We start from the raw sequence: 15,848 nt of genomic DNA, 5'->3' as shown, positions 1-15,848 counted from the left end.
AAAGAGTAAGATTAGCTCTTAAAGTTAAAACGTTGGCTAGTGTATTTTTCAACACTAATCATTTTTTGTTGACGTATGATTTGTTTAGTTTTCAAAGAACAATTACCATCGCTCGTAGGCGACTTAATTAGAATATCACTTCCACATTGTAATGTCAATAACTTTTTTAAGCTATTTTTTCATTACCTCGTGGCGACTTAAACTATAATATCACCATTCACCTATCTGGTCAACAGCAAAAATACATTTTTTATAACTTTCATCTTCAAAAAAAATAAATCACCTTAGAGTGATTTATTTCATCAGCTTATAAAATCCATAATTGAACGGCCACTAAAGCTGCTAACCCAGGTAGACCTAAAAAGCCTGATATAGCAGAAGTCATTAAATTGATAGGCACATGTATATTAAACTGATTACCAAACGCGTTAAGGAAGAATAGAAATAATGCGCCTATTAAAATTTTGATTAAGCCTTGTCCTATTATACGAATTGGTTTCAACGGTGTGCCCATCAATAGTAATAAAACAATTAGTCCACCAAGAACAGAAATAACAATTACCGGCTCCACAGTATGATCCCCCTCTTTTCACTTGTAGTAACAATATATGTACAAGCTAAAAGAAAAAGAACGTGGCTTGTTATTTACTTACCGGTCAATCTTAATATTTCTATGCTTGGCTTCTTTAAAGAGGAAAAAGTACTTAGCTTCAGTAATTTTCGTCTGACAAATAATATCTTCTGAAGGATCGAAGCTTTTGTTTAACAACGTCTTCTGATTATTCCAGCTTGTTTTAAGCTGCTCCATTTGAGAGATAAGTTGATCATTAAATTCTTTTCTTAACCAACCCTTACGTCGAAAAAGCATATACATTCCCCACTTTATACTTCTCTTCTTCCTTCGAGTGCTTTCGATAACGTGACCTCATCTGCATATTCCAAATCTCCACCTACTGGTAGACCATGAGCTATACGAGTGATCTTGATGCCAGTCGGCTTAAGTAGACGTGAAATATACATTGCGGTTGCTTCACCCTCAATATTTGGGTTTGTAGCTAGTATAATCTCCTGAACTTCTTCATCTTGTAGTCTTTTTAATAAATCAGGAATATTAATATCTTCTGGTCCAATACCATCCATTGGTGATATCGCTCCATGAAGGACATGATATAAACCGCTGTATTCTTTCATTTTTTCCATTGCTATAACATCTTTTGGATCTTGCACAACACAAATGATTTTTCGATCTCGTCTTTGGTCCTCACAAATATAACAAGGATCTTGATCGGTTATATGTCCACAAACCGAACAATAACTTAAATTTCTTTTCGCGTTTACAAGTGCCTTTGCAAAATCAAGGACAGTGTCTTCCTTCATACTAAGCACAAAAAACGCCAGTCGAGCAGCCGTTTTCGGACCGATTCCTGGCAGTTTCATAAAGCTGTCTATGAGCTTTGATATTGGTTCAGGATAATGCACTTTTTAACCCCCTAATTAGAACATTCCAGGAAGGTTCATTCCTTTAGTGAATTGTCCCATCGTATTGTTCGTTAGTTCTTCCGCCTTCTTTAGGGCATCGTTTGTAGCAGCAAGTACTAAATCTTGAAGCATATCAATATCTTCAGGATCTACTACTTCTTCCTTGATATTTACTTCTAGAACTTCTTTATGTCCGGAAACAATAACCGTTACCATTCCCCCACCAGCTGTTCCTTCAATTCTCTTTTCTCCTAGCTCCTCTTGAGCTTGAGCCATTTTCTTTTGCATCTTTTGCATTTGTTTCATCATATTTTGCATATTACCCATTCCACGCATTTTTTTTCATCCTCCATGTCATTTATTCTTTAATTTCAACTAGCTCGCTTCCAAAAAGTTTGATAGCTTCTGAAACAACTGGGTCTTCTTCATTCTCTTTTCCTGCATCCCCTTGATCAGATTCCCCATCACGGTTTGTTTTAATAAATCCAGCACGGATCGTCTGCCATTGTTCCTCAGGGACTCCAACAACGGATAAACGACGTCCTATTAATTCTTGGGTTAAATCGGATAAGACCGTTAAGAATCGATCGTTATCCATAGCCATTTGACAATGAATCTCATATTTAAAACTAATCACCAATGCGGTTGTTGAAGCTGCTACTGGTTCTGCCTCGTTTAGTAATGCCGCTTGTGATCTCATTTGATTATATACAAGTTTCCCTAACAATTCTCCCCATTTGCTTTTTACAAGCGTTAAATCAGGTTTTGTGGCACTCTTTAGGATCTCATTTATTTTCCCTGTTGGTGCCTGGAACCCTCTTCGTGAGGTACGAGCTGGTTTTGCTTGACTCGCCGTATTAGCAGCTTGATCATTCGTAACCGCAATACCATTTTTCCTAAGATCTGAAAGTTGTTCCTCAAGGCTAGATATTTTACTCAACAAAGAATCAATCTCAGTTGAATTCATTTGTTTAACACTATCCTTAACTTTCATTTGGCAAAGTTTCACTACTGCTACTTCTAAAAATATGCGAGGATGGTTTGTCCAGCGCATCTCCTGCTGAGATTTATTTAACGTCTCAATAATCTGATAGATATCCTCTTGATTAACAGCTTCGGCTAATTGCTTAAATTCTTCATCAAGTAATACTCGTTCGAATGATTCCTCTAAATTTGGAGCGGCCTTGAAAAGAAGCATATCACGGTAATAAAGGATAAAGTCCTCAATAAATCTTGACGGATCCTTACCTAAAAATAATAGCTCCTCTAGCGCTTCCAATGCTTTTGCTGCATCTCTTTCTTTTATGGCTGTAGCCAACTGGTTTAACAACCCTTGAGAAACAGAACCGGTAACTGTTAATGCATCTTCTACTGTTACTTCATCACGGCTAAACGAAATGGCCTGATCAAGTAAGCTAAGTGCATCACGCATTCCACCTTCTGCCGCTCTTGCGACAACTTGTAACGCTTTTTCCTCATAACGAACACCTGTTTCATCTACAATTGTCTTCATTCGATTGACAATCGAATGAGCAGATATCCTCTTAAAATCAAACCGCTGACACCTTGAGATGATGGTAAGTGGGATTTTATGAGGTTCTGTTGTAGCTAATATAAAGATGACATGTCTTGGCGGTTCCTCCAAAGTCTTAAGTAATGCATTGAACGCTCCGATAGAAAGCATATGGACTTCATCGACGATATAGACCTTGTACTTCACAGAACTTGGAGCAAATTTCACTTTGTCTCTTATGTCTCTTATTTCCTCGACCCCATTGTTAGAAGCCGCATCTATTTCAATGACATCAGGAATCGATCCATCCGTAATACCTAAGCAAGCAGGACACACATTACATGGTTCATTTGCGGGCGAATTTTCACAGTTAACCGCTTTTGCAAAAATCTTTGCCGCACTTGTTTTCCCTGTTCCTCTTGGTCCAGAAAACAAATATGCATGTGAGATTTTCTGCTGAAGCAGGGCATTTTGCAAAGTCTTTGTTACATGTTCTTGTCCAACGACATCAATAAATGTTTGAGGACGCCAAACACGATATAGAGCTTGGTAAGCCACAGACGAGCCCCCTCCTATATATGGTCTTTACTATTATAACGTAAAGAAAATCCTTTTTACAAAGGCTGTTTAAGAAAACTTAACCTATATATGCAAAAAACTCACCTCTTGTAGAAGAGATGAGTTTGCTATTATGATTTAACTGCCGTGCACCTTCCGTCGACTGGCGCCCATAAGCGTTACTTAAGTAGTTAGCTCGGCCCAGGCAACCCCGCGGCACATGGGAGCGTCCACTTAATGCTGCTTCCTTCCGGACCTGACATGGTTCATGGATTCCCATTGCGCAGGACCCGGGCGTCAACACCACTTGCTTAAGGCAGACCCTACAGGCAACCAGCCTCGGGAAGGGATTCAGTCTCGCTAGAGCGGATTGCGAGTACAGGACACCGCTACCTCCCCACCTAGCACGGCAAAATTGAAACCTAATTTAAAGTGCGTCTTTGACGACGCATAATTTAGTATACTTTCTTTCCTTCTAAAAATCAATGTTTTACAACTGTAAATTACTGTAAGTCGTTTTTCGCAGCATTTCTTTTCTTTTTTTCTTCTTTCTTCTTTAGCCGAATACTTCGAAAGAAATTGCTTAATAGCTCTCCACATTCCTTTTCTAGCACACCTGAGCACACTTCACTTTGATGATTAAATCTTTCGTCAGTTAATAAGTTCATAAATGTTCCGGCACACCCGCCTTTTGGGTCACTTGCTCCAAATACAACCTTTTCAACTCGTGACATAATAATTGCTCCAGCACACATCGGACATGGCTCCAACGTCACATATAGAGTTGCCCCTTCAAGCCTCCATGTCCCCATTTCCTCACAAGCTTTTTCTATAGCAAGCAATTCTGCATGAGCAACCGCACTCTGTCTTGTTTCTCGCAGATTATGTGCTCTTGCCACAATTTGATCTTTGATGACGATCACAGCTCCTATGGGTACTTCCTGCAACTGTTCTGCCTTTTTTGCTTCCTTTATTGCTTCCAACATATATGTTTCATCATTCATTTGCACTTATAAAATCCTTTCGTTCATTTTATCCATCATCTCCAAATGTATAGAAAAATACAACCTTCACACGCTAAAGATGAAAAAGGAAAGTGAGGAAGGTTCATGGGCATATATGAAAATACGAGTCAAACAGCTCTTTTAATTATTGATATGATAAATAACTTTGACTTCAGTAACGGTGAAGTACTAGCAAAGAAAACTTTACCCATCGCTAAAAATATTCGAAAACTAAAGGAACAGTTTACAAAAGAAAAGCGGCCTATTATTTATATAAATGATCATTATAATCTTTGGCAAGCGGATGTTACACGTATCATTAACCATTGTGAAAACTCCTTAAGCAAAGAAATTATTCATATCATTCAACCGAGTCCAGACGATCTTTTTCTTATTAAACCGAAACATTCCGCTTTTTTCGGTACCGCTCTTAACACTCTACTGTACCAGTTGAATGTACGTTCTCTTGTCATTACAGGAATTGCCGGAAACATATGTGTACTTTTTACCGCAAATGATGCATATATGAGGGAATATTCCATACATATTCCTCACAATGCAATCGCTTCTGCTGACGACCAAGACAATGAGTACTCCTTAAAAATGGTCAAAAATGTTTTAAAAGGCAAGATTGATCCTATTTAAGAATTATGTAACATGAATGATTTCTTTCCCTCATAAGATGGTGATAGCGTTCAATATCACTATTTGGAGTGAACACCATTATTCTTATGGTTTGCTCGATTCATCTAGGAGGGAAAAACATGCAAATTCATGTCGTGCAGCCAAACCAATCGCTTTACGGAATTGCTCAAGCATATTCCACAACGGTAAATGATTTAATTGAGGCAAATGAAATTCCTAACCCCAATGACTTGGTTATTGGGCAAACGTTAGTTATACCAATCGTCGGCAGCTTCTATTGGGTACAATCTGGTGACAGCCTCTGGTCCATAGCACAGAAATTTGGAATCTCTTATCAACAACTCGCACAAGTAAACCGCCTTTCTCCCACTCAGCCATTACGTATTGGTCTCAGATTATATATCCCGCGAAGAACAAGAAGGAATGCAGAATTTAATGCCTATGTAGAGCCTAGAGGAACGACAGTTGCACCAGTCCTTGAGGAAAGTGCACGAGAAGCAGCACCTTATTTAACTTACTTAGCTCCTTTCAGCTTTCAAGCTTTAAGAGACGGCTCTCTCAAAGAACCCCTGTTAAATAACTTTCCTGCCATTGCAAGGGCCAATAACAATGTACTCATGATGGTCATAACAAATCAGGAAAATGACCAATTTAATGCAGAACTAGGTAGAATCCTGTTAAATGACATCCCTATTCAGGATCGGTTTTTAAATAATATTGTAGCAACCGCTAAAAAGTATAATTTCAGAGACATACATTTTGATTTTGAATTCTTGCGACCAGCAGACCGCGAGGCATACAATCGTTTTTTACGGAAAGCAAAGGCACGTTTCCAAGCTGAGGGGTGGCTGCTTTCAACGGCCTTAGCTCCAAAAACTAGCCGTGAACAAAAAGGCGAATGGTATGAGGCTCATGATTACCGAGCCCATGGAGAAATTGTTGACTTTGTTGTTATAATGACCTATGAATGGGGCTATAGCGGTGGTCCAGCAATGGCTGTTTCCCCTATTGGACCTGTAAGAAAGGTAATTGAATATGCTTTAACAGAAATGCCAGCTTCCAAAATCATGATGGGACAAAATTTATATGGTTATGATTGGACGCTTCCATTCGTCCAAGGAACGGTAGCAAAAGCTATAAGTCCTCAGCAAGCGATCCAACTTGCCGCAACGAATAATGTTGCCATTCAGTATGATACAACCGCTCAAGCACCTTTTTTTAGATACAGGGACCAAGAAGGTAAGCAACACGAAGTTTGGTTTGAAGACGCCCGTTCGATTCAAGCAAAATTCGACTTGATTACAGAGTTAAACCTTCGTGGAATGAGTTATTGGAAGCTCGGACTCGCATTTCCACAAAACTGGTTACTCATTGTAGAGAATTTTAACGTTGTAAAAAGATAAGGCGTAACGATAGCAGCTATTATAGCTGCTATTTTTTTACTAATATTTTCAATATGGAAAACAAGAAATAATTCCATATTCCTATCAGACCTATCTGTGATAAAATGTACTTTGTCTCATAAAAATAATTATTTTAATATAGACGGAAATACCACCTTAGGAGATAAGCAGTAAGGAGGACAAGCCATGGGGGAAACGCCTTTTATCACGGTAGAGGGACCAATTGGTGTGGGCAAAACATCATTAGCCAAGGTGATTTCTGATCACTTCCAATTTGCATTACTTCGTGAGATCGTTGATGAAAATCCGTTTTTAGGGAAATTTTATGAAAATATTGAAGAGTGGAGCTTTCAAACAGAGATGTTTTTCTTATGTAACCGATACAAGCAACTCGGAGACATTCAGAAATTATATCTAACCAAAAACGAACCGGTCGTAGCCGATTATCATATATTTAAAAACCTTATTTTTGCACAGCGTACATTAAGTACCGAAGAGTATGATAAATATTTTAATATTTATCAAATATTAACTAGAGATATGCCAAAGCCAAACGTCATCATTTATTTACATGCAAGTTTAGATACTCTTTTATCTCGGATCAAAATGCGCGGTCGGGAAATTGAGAAGAACATAAGCCCTCTTTATCTTGAGCAACTATCTATTGATTATGATCATGCGATAAGTGAGTTTGAAAAATTGCATCCTGAAATACCTGTTTTACGATTTAGCGGAGACGAGCTAGACTTTGTAAAAAACAAGAATGACCTAGACAGGATTATCAACCAATTAACAACATCGTTAGAAAAAGGAGTATGTAATCATGAACCTTCGAACTAAATACGGAATACCTGCTAACTCAGTTATTACGATTGCAGGGACAGTGGGAGTTGGGAAGTCTACGATGACGAACGCTCTTGCTAATGCGCTTGATTTTCGTACCTCCTTTGAAAAAGTAGATACGAATCCTTACTTGGATAAATTTTATGCTGACTTTAATAGATGGAGCTTTCACTTGCAAGTATACTTCCTTGCAGAGCGATTTAAAGAACAAAAGCGTATCTTCGAATATGGTGGGGGATTTATTCAAGACCGTTCGATTTATGAAGATACAGGAATTTTTGCAAAAATGCATTTTGAAAAAGGGACGATGTCTAAGGTAGATTACGAAACCTATACGAGCCTTTTCGAGGCCATGGTCATGACACCTTATTTCCCTCATCCAGATCTACTTATTTACCTAGAAGGATCCATTGATGACATCATTGGTAGAATTAAAGAGCGTGGACGTCCAATGGAACAACAAACTCCGATTGATTATTGGAATGAAATGCATCAACGTTACGAAGATTGGATTAACTCATTCTCGGCATGTCCAGTGTTACGTATTAATATAAATGATTACGACATCAGGGGTGATGAGTCCTCTATTGAACCAGTGATTGAACGTATTTCCAATCATATAAAGCAATCACAATTACTAAAAAGATAATCGCTGAATTTTCAGCGGTTTTTTTTATAACTATTTTTATACGCAAAAAAACCGCTGTGTAATCACAAGCGGTTTTCAATCTCCATTTTATGCGCAATGGTTCATTTCAATTAGATGGAGGAGGTAGAGGGATTCGAACCCCCGCGCGGTTTGACCCGCCTGTCGGTTTTCAAGACCGATCCCTTCAGCCGGACTTGGGTATACCTCCGTATCTCATCGACAAGTTATAATATAGCATGTACAAAAAACGAAGTCAACTTTTTTTAAAAAAATATCAAGCGGATGTTTCCACCCGCTTAACATATAGCCGTTAGCCTTATTTTATCACTTCACGGTTCCCCATATACGGACGTAACACTTCCGGAATGACCACACTACCATCCGCTTGCTGGAAGTTTTCTAGGATTGCCGCCACCGTACGACCAATCGCTAGACCTGAACCATTCAGTGTATGCACAGCCTCTGGTTTTCCTTTCGCTTCACGTCTAAAACGAATATTAGCTCGACGTGCTTGGAAGCTCTCAAAATTACTACAAGAAGAAATCTCACGATACGTTTCATAACTCGGAATCCAAACTTCAATATCGTATTTTTTCGCTGCCGTAAAGCCAAGATCTCCTGTACACATACTTAATACTCGATATGGAAGTCCCAAAAGCTGTAATACCTTTTCTGCATGTCCTGTTAATTTTTCAAGCTCTTCGTATGAATCCTCAGGCTTAACAAACTTTACAAGCTCCACTTTGTTAAACTGATGTTGGCGAATCAATCCTCTTGTATCTCTACCAGCAGATCCTGCCTCAGAGCGGAAGCAAGCACTAAAGGCTGCATAGTTAATTGGTAAATCCTCACCACTTAAAATTTCATCACGATGTAAATTCGTTACAGGAACTTCTGCTGTTGGTATTAAGAAAAAATCCTCACTTTCAATTCGGAAGGCATCTTCTTCAAATTTCGGAAGCTGTCCTGTTCCGGTCATGCTAGCACGGTTAACGATGTATGGAGGTAGAACCTCTTCATAACCATGCTCTTCAGTATGCAAATCTAGCATAAAATTAAACAAGGCACGCTCTAATTTGGCACCTAACCCCTTATAAAAGACGAAACGGCTTCCCGTAACTTTGCCCGCTCGTTCAAAGTCTACAATTCCTAGACCATCTGCTACATCCCAATGCGGCTTTGGCTCAAAATCAAAACTTGGAATCTCTCCCCATTTACGAATTTCAACATTATCATCCTCTGTTTCACCAACAGGGACACTTTCATGCGGGATATTTGGAATGCTTAGTAGAAGCTTCTCCAATGTTTCCTCAACATCACGTAACTGATCATCTAATCCTTTAATTTTATCTCCTACTTCTTTCATCTCAGCAATTAATTGGTCTGCATCCTGCTTTTCTCTCTTAAGCACCGCCACTTGTTGAGAAACTTCGTTACGCTTACTTTTCAGTTGTTCTACTTCTAAAATTAACTCTCTACGCGTACGATCCAACTCTTCAAATTTTCCTAAATCAGTTAAATCTTCTCCACGATGCTGAAGCTTTGCCTTCACTTCTTCAAAATTTGCACGTAAAAATTTTAAATCTAACATATTGCTTCCTCCTTTATTATTTTCAGCAAACAAAAAACTCCCGTCCCTATAAAAGGGACGAGAGTTACCCGCGTTGCCACCCTAGTTGAAGGGATCATTCCCCTTCCACCTTAAATAAATAACGGTTTTTAACCGGAAGTACTTACTCACAAGATAAGCTTTCCATACTTCACTCAAGGATGGATTCACAAGCACCATTTACCGATTTCCACCAACCATCGGCTCTCTAAAAAATAGCTCTCCTGCTACTAGTTCCTCTCAATGTATTACAATTATTTATTTTCATAGTACTTTACTACAATTATTTCCAAGATGCAACCGGATTATATTTATTTTTTCGCTTCTTTTACCATATTGATAAAATACTGTGTGATACGGTGATCCTCTGTTAATTCTGGGTGAAAGGAGCAACCAAGGAATTGTCCCTCTCTAGCAAAAACAATGCGATTTTCATGTTTCGCAAGGATTTCAACATTCTCACCTGCAGCAACAATATGTGGGGCACGAATAAAGACCGCTGGGTAGTTTCCACCAACACCAGCAATATCCAACTCTGCTTCAAAGCTTTCACGTTGGCGTCCAAATGAATTTCGCTCCACTTTTACATCCATCGCACCAATATGAGGTTGATCGTAACCAACAAGCTCCTTAGCCATTAAGATAAGTCCTGCACAAGTTCCGAACATTGGTTTTCCTGATTGCGCAAACTCCTTAAGGCTCCCCATAAAATCGTACTTATCGATTAAGCGGCGCATCGTTGTACTTTCTCCACCAGGCATAATCAACCCATCTACTTCTTCTAGCTGCTCTTTTGTTTTGATTACAACAGCTTCTGCCCCACTCTCTTCAATGGAGCGTACATGCTCACGTACAGCTCCTTGAAGGCCTAGTACTCCTACTTTAACCATTTTGTTCACCTTACCATCCACGGTCTTGCATACGAGCTTCTGGAGCTAAAGAAGAGATTTCAATACCCTTCATTGGCGTTCCAAGCTCTTTTGAAAGCTCAGCAATTAATTTGTAGTCTTGGTAATGTGTTGTTGCTTCTACAATCGCACGAGCAAACTTAGCTGGATTATCTGATTTAAAGATTCCTGATCCTACGAAAACTCCATCAGCACCTAGCTCCATCATTAAGGCAGCATCTGCAGGCGTTGCAACCCCACCAGCTGCGAAGTTAACAACCGGTAAACGGCCTAACTCCTTAATTTGAAGAAGAAGCTCAAATGGCGCTCCTAGAAGCTTAGCTTCTGTCATAAGCTCGTCCACATTCATTCCTACAACTTTACGTACTTGAGCATTTACTTGACGCATATGTCGAACAGCCTCTACGATATTTCCAGTTCCAGGCTCACCTTTCGTACGAAGCATAGATGCACCTTCACCAATACGACGTGCTGCTTCCCCTAGATCACGACATCCACAAACAAAAGGAACTGTAAAGTCACTCTTGTACAGATGATATTCTTCATCAGCTGGAGTTAATACTTCGCTCTCATCGATGTAGTCAACACCCATTGCTTCTAAAATACGAGCCTCTACAATATGTCCTATACGTGCTTTAGCCATTACAGGAATAGAAACAGCATTCATTACTTCTTCCATAATACGTGGATCAGCCATACGAGCTACTCCACCAGCCGCACGAATATCTGAAGGCACTCTTTCAAGCGCCATAACTGCAACAGCACCAGCTTCTTCAGCAATTTTTGCCTGCTCTGCGTTAACAACGTCCATAATGACGCCGCCTTTTTGCATTTCTGCCATACCACGTTTAACTCGATCTGTACCTGTTTTCATACTTGATCCCCTTTCATTATTACCATCTACATTAGATGGGTAAATTATGTCTCCATATGTAGCTACTAAAAAAAGGAAAGCATAACGAATTCAATCGAAATTAATCTTTTTCCCTATTCGTTAATAAACAATAAAAAGAGCTTCCTGTCAAGACAGGAAGCCCTTATTTACAAGGAAATAATCTCTTTATTTAAAATATTCCTTTAACAGCTGAAGAGGCACTGTCCCATAGGTTTCCAAAAAAGCCTCCAATTCCGCGCATCATTAAAACAAACCAGTTAGCTTTTTCTACATCTTCTGTAGCGATAACGTCAACAGTAATTTGCTTTTGGCCAGATTCAGTAAGGAACCCTAATCCTTCACCTTCGATGGGCTCAATCGTGAGCGTTCCCACCTTATCACCTTTTTTTACTGGAGCCGTTAGCTCTCCGTCTTTATTCAGCTTATCTTCATCTAATTTTAATAACGTTTTGTACTGATCCTTTTCCCCATTTTTAACGACCATGGAGATGCTTTCCTTTGACTCAATGGATACTTCGTCTTCTTTCCCTTTTGTTACTGATAACGTCTTTTGTCCCTTTACTTGATACCCTTTTTCAACGATTTCTTCTTCCGTAAAGTTACCGAAAGCATAATCTAATATTTTTCTCATTTCTGTAAAACGTTCGTCCTTTGTAGCAGCTTTCATCACAACCGCAATCACACGTTGTCCGTCTTTTTCAGCGGTTGCTGTAAACCCAGCTCCTGCAAAATCAGTTGAGCCTGTTTTTAATCCATCTACACCCGCATATTCGAAAATAAGACCTGGTAGCATCCAGTTAAAATTCTTATATGTTCGACCATCTCTGAATTGAAGTTCAGGCATTTTTGCCGTTTCAATGACTTCAGGATAATCATTTATTAAATGGTAAGCAAGCTTAGCTGTTGCTCTAGCTGACATCACATTTTCCTCATCAGCCCCACCAGCTGGGTGATTCCCTAATAAACTGCTGTTATTAAGTCCGCTTGAATTAACAAACTTATAATCCCCTAGTTGTAGTTCTTCAGCCTTTTTATTCATAAGTGTGATGAAATTTGTTTCAGATCCGGCCATTAGTTCTGCTAATGCGACAGTGGCAGCATTCCCAGAATGAATGGCCATTGCTTGATAAAGCTCTTCAACCGTATAATCTTCTCCTTCAGTTAACCCAACATTGGAAAGTCCAGGCGCACCTGATAGTTCATGAACATACGCATTAATTTTCACTTTTTGATCCCATTTAATCTTACCTTCATCAATTGCTTCAAGCAGAAGGTATTCAGTCATCATTTTCGACATAGATGCGACACCAAGTACAACATCTATGTTTTTTGCATAAAGAATCTTCCCAGTTTCTGCATCAAGTAGAATAGCTGCTTCCGCAGTAATCCCAAGTGGATCCTCTTCTGCCTTTACGGGTGAAACACTTGTTGCAAACGATAATGTGAATGCTATTGTCAAGGTCATTACCCAGATTGAAATATTTTTTAAACGATACAATGAACTTACCTCCATCTTTGTCAATTACTCTATGAAAATCATTTCGACATGATTCTTACTTTTTTGCACCTTGTACAGTTTACCATATAAATTACAAAAAAAATAGACAGAGAAAGGTCACTCTGTCTTGTAAAAATACTTGTAATCTCTTCGTTCTAAAGTCTCAGGAAATCTTAAGAAAGTGAATAGTTAGGTGCTTCTTTTGTGATTTGAACATCATGTGGATGGCTTTCACGAAGACCTGCTCCTGTCATTCGAATAAACTGTGAGTTTTCTCTTAGTTCCTGTAGATTCTTTGTTCCACAATACCCCATTCCAGAACGTAATCCACCAATCAATTGATAGATCGTATCTGTTAATGGCCCCTTGTATGGAAGTCGTCCTTCAATTCCCTCTGGAACAAACTTCTTATTGTCTTCTTGGAAATAACGGTCCTTCGATCCCTTTTCCATTGCTGCTACAGAACCCATACCACGATAGACTTTGAAACGTCTGCCTTGGAAGATTTCTGTTTCTCCTGGGCTTTCTGTCACACCAGCTAATAAGCTTCCAAGCATAACAGCATGTCCACCAGCTGCTAAAGCTTTTACAATATCTCCAGAATATTTAATTCCTCCATCAGCGATAACTGCTTTTCCTTGCTTTCTTGCTTCTGTTGCACAATCATATACAGCTGTAATTTGCGGTACACCTACACCTGCAACTACTCTTGTTGTACAGATAGAACCTGGTCCAATACCTACTTTCACGATATCTGCCCCAGCTTCAATAAGCTCTCTTGTTGCTTCTGCAGTAGCTACATTACCTGCAATAATAGCGATATCTGGGAATGCCTCTCTAATAGATCTAACCATGTCAATAACGCCTTTAGAATGACCATGAGCCGTGTCTATAACTAGTACATCTACTTGAGCTCTTACAAGCATCTCAGCGCGTTTCATTGTATCCGTTGTTACACCTACTGCTGCACCAACCAATAAACGGCCTTGCTCATCTTTTGCAGAATTAGGGAACTCAATTACTTTCTCAATATCTTTAATCGTAATTAACCCTTTAAGAACTCCTTCACTATCAACCAGTGGAAGCTTTTCGATTTTATATTTTTGTAAAATGCTTTCAGCTTCTTCTAATGTTGTTCCTACAGGAGCTGTAACTAAGTTTTCCTTTGTCATTACATCCGAAATTTTTATCGAGTAGTCTTGGATGAAGCGTAAATCACGATTTGTTAGAATACCAACTAACTTTTGATCCTCATCGTTATTCACAATTGGAACACCTGAGATTCGGTATTTCCCCATAAGATGTTCGGCATCAAACACTTGTTGATCTGGAGTCAAAAAGAAAGGATCCGTGATAACTCCACTTTCTGAACGTTTAACCTTATCCACTTGGTCTGCTTGCTGTTCAATGGACATATTTTTATGGATAATACCAATTCCACCTTGTCTCGCCATAGCAATAGCCATCTCTGCTTCTGTTACTGTGTCCATACTAGCGCTAATCATTGGAATGTTTAGCTTGATTTTTTCTGTTAAGTGAACTTGTAAGCTCACATCTCTAGGAAGTACTTCTGATTTTGCAGGCACTAACAATACATCGTCGAAGGTTAAACCCTCTTTAACAAACTTATTTTCCCACATAAATATTGCCCCCCTACTCGAAAATATTATTAGTAGGTTATCAATTGGTTAAAATACTGTCAAGAACTGTTCAATATGTTTGATTTTTCAATTAATTTGGAGGTTAGTAATTTGATTTTCCCTTATGCTAATTTGAACTCATTTTCTCTCTTTTTTTCAGCCGATTCTACACAGCATTATTTAAAAAAATGTTATCAAGATTTAGCGCTTTCAGATGCTGAACAAAAAAGTTATGAGAACTGCTACCCTTTTATTTATTATCTTGAGCATGGACAGGTATATTATGAACAGGCAAGGAACTCACCACTCATCATCCAGCCTATTCTAATCTTCTATGGTCTTGTACACTTATTAAAGGCATGTATTTTAACTGTAGACCCAAATTACCCTGAAACGACCTCTGTACTTGCCCATGGAGTTTCAACTAGGAAGAGAAAAAAACAACAATATCATTTTTTTCAAGATGAAGTAAAATTTCAAAAGACCGGATTGTTTCCTCATATTGGAGAACGATTGTTTCACATGAAACAATTGGAAGGGGAAAAAACAACAATGAATGATCTCTTAATGCAAATTCCAGAGCTCACTAGTCTTTTTGAAGAGCTTGTAGGTAAGAGAACTTTCTTGCCCGTTGGAAATAAAGGATCAGACATTCATATCCCTGAGGTAGCTCTTGATACCTTTCATATGACTAGTGATCGGTTCGCTGAGTTTTTCCAAACAAAAACGAATGGCGATTTCGTATGTAGTGATCGTTTGAATGAGAGCCTTTGTTTTCAGTTAGCTGGAAAAAAGCTATCATCCTTTTCTATATTAAAATATAATCTGGTAGATAACTATTTCTCCCTTTCTTTAACAAAAGGGAATTTACTTCAATATAATGAATTACTTATTCATTACTTATTGCTGTATAATCTCAGCATGATTGCTCGCTACGAAACCGAGTGGTGGAGTGAGCTAGTAAAGACCATGCCGAACAAAGACTTCCCATTCATTCAATCGTTTTTACAAGTCAGTTTGGACAAAGGTCCCTTTCTTGTATATCAATATTTAATGATGAAGAAATAATCATTATATAAATATAACAAAAAAAGCACCCACTCAGGTGCTTTTTTCTTTGCCTAGCGACGTCCTACTCTCACAGAGGGAAACCCTCAACTACCATCGGCGCTGAAAAGCTTAACTTCCGTGTTCGGTATGGGAA

Annotated in this window: 16 protein-coding genes, 1 tRNA gene, 1 rRNA gene, 1 other RNA gene and 1 other annotated feature; of the genes, 5 read left to right on the top strand and 14 right to left on the bottom strand. The window is 38.8% G+C overall.

Annotated features, from left to right (window positions below; translation table 11 throughout):
- Positions 1–307: 307 nt before the first annotated feature.
- From ACQ5H4_RS23265 to tadA, 7 genes are all read right to left on the bottom strand, one after another.
- Positions 308–571: a pro-sigmaK processing inhibitor BofA family protein gene (locus ACQ5H4_RS23265; RefSeq protein WP_317458082.1), complete on the bottom strand. Its 264-nt coding sequence runs from the start codon at positions 569–571 to the stop codon at positions 308–310.
- A 78-nt stretch (positions 572–649) separates the two neighbouring features.
- Positions 650–868 (bottom strand): YaaL family protein, encoded by a 219-nt coding sequence (locus ACQ5H4_RS23260; protein WP_430777221.1) that lies wholly within the window; start codon positions 866–868, stop codon positions 650–652.
- 14 nt (positions 869–882) lie between these two features.
- Positions 883–1,479: a recombination mediator RecR gene (gene recR, locus ACQ5H4_RS23255; protein ID WP_317458083.1), complete on the bottom strand. Its 597-nt coding sequence runs from the start codon at positions 1,477–1,479 to the stop codon at positions 883–885.
- 15 nt (positions 1,480–1,494) lie between these two features.
- Positions 1,495–1,815, bottom strand: coding sequence for a YbaB/EbfC family nucleoid-associated protein (locus ACQ5H4_RS23250; RefSeq protein ID WP_066060132.1), 321 nt, complete (start codon positions 1,813–1,815; stop codon positions 1,495–1,497).
- Positions 1,816–1,837: 22 nt separating this feature from the next.
- Positions 1,838–3,550, bottom strand: a complete 1,713-nt coding sequence (gene dnaX, locus ACQ5H4_RS23245) for a DNA polymerase III subunit gamma/tau (RefSeq protein WP_430777220.1) — start codon at positions 3,548–3,550, stop codon at positions 1,838–1,840.
- Between the two features lie 145 nt (positions 3,551–3,695).
- An RNA gene (gene ffs, locus ACQ5H4_RS23240) (signal recognition particle sRNA large type) lies at positions 3,696–3,960 on the bottom strand.
- A 93-nt stretch (positions 3,961–4,053) separates the two neighbouring features.
- A complete protein-coding gene (tadA, locus tag ACQ5H4_RS23235) occupies positions 4,054–4,554 on the bottom strand; it encodes a tRNA adenosine(34) deaminase TadA (RefSeq protein ID WP_430777219.1) in 501 nt (166 codons plus the stop codon).
- Between the two features lie 105 nt (positions 4,555–4,659).
- Between tadA and ACQ5H4_RS23230 the strand changes: the two genes are divergently transcribed.
- The 4 genes from ACQ5H4_RS23230 (at position 4,660) to ACQ5H4_RS23215 (ending at position 8,094) form a co-directional block, all read left to right on the top strand.
- Entirely contained in the window at positions 4,660–5,199 is a 540-nt protein-coding gene (locus tag ACQ5H4_RS23230) for a cysteine hydrolase family protein (protein WP_430777218.1), read from the top strand.
- Positions 5,200–5,318: 119 nt separating this feature from the next.
- Positions 5,319–6,602 carry a LysM peptidoglycan-binding domain-containing protein gene (locus ACQ5H4_RS23225; protein ID WP_430777217.1) on the top strand — a complete coding sequence of 428 codons (1,284 nt, stop codon included), beginning with the start codon at positions 5,319–5,321 and terminating at the stop codon, positions 6,600–6,602.
- A 186-nt stretch (positions 6,603–6,788) separates the two neighbouring features.
- Positions 6,789–7,442, top strand: coding sequence for a deoxynucleoside kinase (locus tag ACQ5H4_RS23220; protein ID WP_430777216.1), 654 nt, complete (start codon positions 6,789–6,791; stop codon positions 7,440–7,442).
- Entirely contained in the window at positions 7,426–8,094 is a 669-nt protein-coding gene (locus ACQ5H4_RS23215) for a deoxynucleoside kinase (RefSeq protein WP_430777215.1), read from the top strand. The genes ACQ5H4_RS23220 and ACQ5H4_RS23215 overlap by 17 nt, the downstream gene beginning before the upstream one ends.
- 115 nt (positions 8,095–8,209) lie before the next feature.
- Here the strand turns inward: ACQ5H4_RS23215 and ACQ5H4_RS23210 are convergent.
- The 6 genes from ACQ5H4_RS23210 to guaB form a co-directional block, all read right to left on the bottom strand.
- Positions 8,210–8,302 (bottom strand) — tRNA-Ser (locus ACQ5H4_RS23210).
- A 108-nt stretch (positions 8,303–8,410) separates the two neighbouring features.
- The gene (serS, locus tag ACQ5H4_RS23205) at positions 8,411–9,685 is read right to left on the bottom strand and encodes a serine--tRNA ligase (RefSeq protein WP_430777214.1); all 1,275 of its coding nucleotides are present in this window, start codon (positions 9,683–9,685) and stop codon (positions 8,411–8,413) included.
- 50 nt (positions 9,686–9,735) lie between these two features.
- Positions 9,736–9,956, bottom strand: a binding site (T-box leader).
- Positions 9,957–10,014: 58 nt separating this feature from the next.
- Entirely contained in the window at positions 10,015–10,593 is a 579-nt protein-coding gene (pdxT, locus tag ACQ5H4_RS23200; protein ID WP_430777213.1) for a pyridoxal 5'-phosphate synthase glutaminase subunit PdxT, read from the bottom strand.
- Between the two features lie 10 nt (positions 10,594–10,603).
- Complete coding sequence (gene pdxS / locus ACQ5H4_RS23195) at positions 10,604–11,485, bottom strand: pyridoxal 5'-phosphate synthase lyase subunit PdxS (protein WP_251524291.1); 882 nt, start codon at positions 11,483–11,485, stop codon at positions 10,604–10,606.
- A gap of 190 nt (positions 11,486–11,675) precedes the next feature.
- On the bottom strand, positions 11,676–12,971 hold the full coding sequence (locus ACQ5H4_RS23190; protein WP_430777222.1) for a serine hydrolase: 1,296 nt from the start codon (positions 12,969–12,971) through the stop codon (positions 11,676–11,678).
- A gap of 206 nt (positions 12,972–13,177) precedes the next feature.
- Positions 13,178–14,644 (bottom strand): IMP dehydrogenase, encoded by a 1,467-nt coding sequence (gene guaB / locus ACQ5H4_RS23185; protein WP_430777212.1) that lies wholly within the window; start codon positions 14,642–14,644, stop codon positions 13,178–13,180.
- A 111-nt stretch (positions 14,645–14,755) separates the two neighbouring features.
- On the opposite strand from guaB, the gene ACQ5H4_RS23180 reads away from it, so the two are divergent.
- Positions 14,756–15,712 carry a YaaC family protein gene (locus tag ACQ5H4_RS23180; RefSeq protein WP_430777211.1) on the top strand — a complete coding sequence of 319 codons (957 nt, stop codon included), beginning with the start codon at positions 14,756–14,758 and terminating at the stop codon, positions 15,710–15,712.
- A 51-nt stretch (positions 15,713–15,763) separates the two neighbouring features.
- Here ACQ5H4_RS23180 and rrf read toward each other — a convergent pair.
- Positions 15,764–15,848: ribosomal RNA gene (gene rrf / locus ACQ5H4_RS23175) — 5S ribosomal RNA — on the bottom strand; the annotation flags it as partial.

The sequence above is a fragment of the Bacillus coreaensis genome (genome assembly GCF_050586445.1).
In the GTDB taxonomy this organism is placed as follows: Bacteria; Bacillota; Bacilli; order Bacillales; family Cytobacillaceae; genus Robertmurraya_A; species Robertmurraya_A coreaensis.
Note: the sequence above shows the minus strand (reverse complement) of the source record. Positions and strands in the feature narration are given on the sequence as shown.

What these genes read in the sequence shown, in the direction of transcription:
- pdxT (WP_430777213.1), bottom strand. Translation starts at nt 10,593, where the DNA reads ATGGTTAAAGTAGGAGTACTAGGCCTTCAAGGAGCTGTACGTGAGCAT.
- ACQ5H4_RS23230 (WP_430777218.1), top strand. Translation starts at nt 4,660, where the DNA reads ATGGGCATATATGAAAATACGAGTCAAACAGCTCTTTTAATTATTGAT.
- ACQ5H4_RS23260 (WP_430777221.1), bottom strand. Translation starts at nt 868, where the DNA reads ATGCTTTTTCGACGTAAGGGTTGGTTAAGAAAAGAATTTAATGATCAA.
- pdxS (WP_251524291.1), bottom strand. Translation starts at nt 11,485, where the DNA reads ATGAAAACAGGTACAGATCGAGTTAAACGTGGTATGGCAGAAATGCAA.
- ACQ5H4_RS23250 (WP_066060132.1), bottom strand. Translation starts at nt 1,815, where the DNA reads ATGCGTGGAATGGGTAATATGCAAAATATGATGAAACAAATGCAAAAG.
- tadA (WP_430777219.1), bottom strand. Translation starts at nt 4,554, where the DNA reads ATGAATGATGAAACATATATGTTGGAAGCAATAAAGGAAGCAAAAAAG.
- ACQ5H4_RS23190 (WP_430777222.1), bottom strand. Translation starts at nt 12,971, where the DNA reads ATGACCTTGACAATAGCATTCACATTATCGTTTGCAACAAGTGTTTCA.
- ACQ5H4_RS23220 (WP_430777216.1), top strand. Translation starts at nt 6,789, where the DNA reads ATGGGGGAAACGCCTTTTATCACGGTAGAGGGACCAATTGGTGTGGGC.
- serS (WP_430777214.1), bottom strand. Translation starts at nt 9,685, where the DNA reads ATGTTAGATTTAAAATTTTTACGTGCAAATTTTGAAGAAGTGAAGGCA.
- guaB (WP_430777212.1), bottom strand. Translation starts at nt 14,644, where the DNA reads ATGTGGGAAAATAAGTTTGTTAAAGAGGGTTTAACCTTCGACGATGTA.
- ACQ5H4_RS23225 (WP_430777217.1), top strand. Translation starts at nt 5,319, where the DNA reads ATGCAAATTCATGTCGTGCAGCCAAACCAATCGCTTTACGGAATTGCT.
- ACQ5H4_RS23215 (WP_430777215.1), top strand. Translation starts at nt 7,426, where the DNA reads ATGAACCTTCGAACTAAATACGGAATACCTGCTAACTCAGTTATTACG.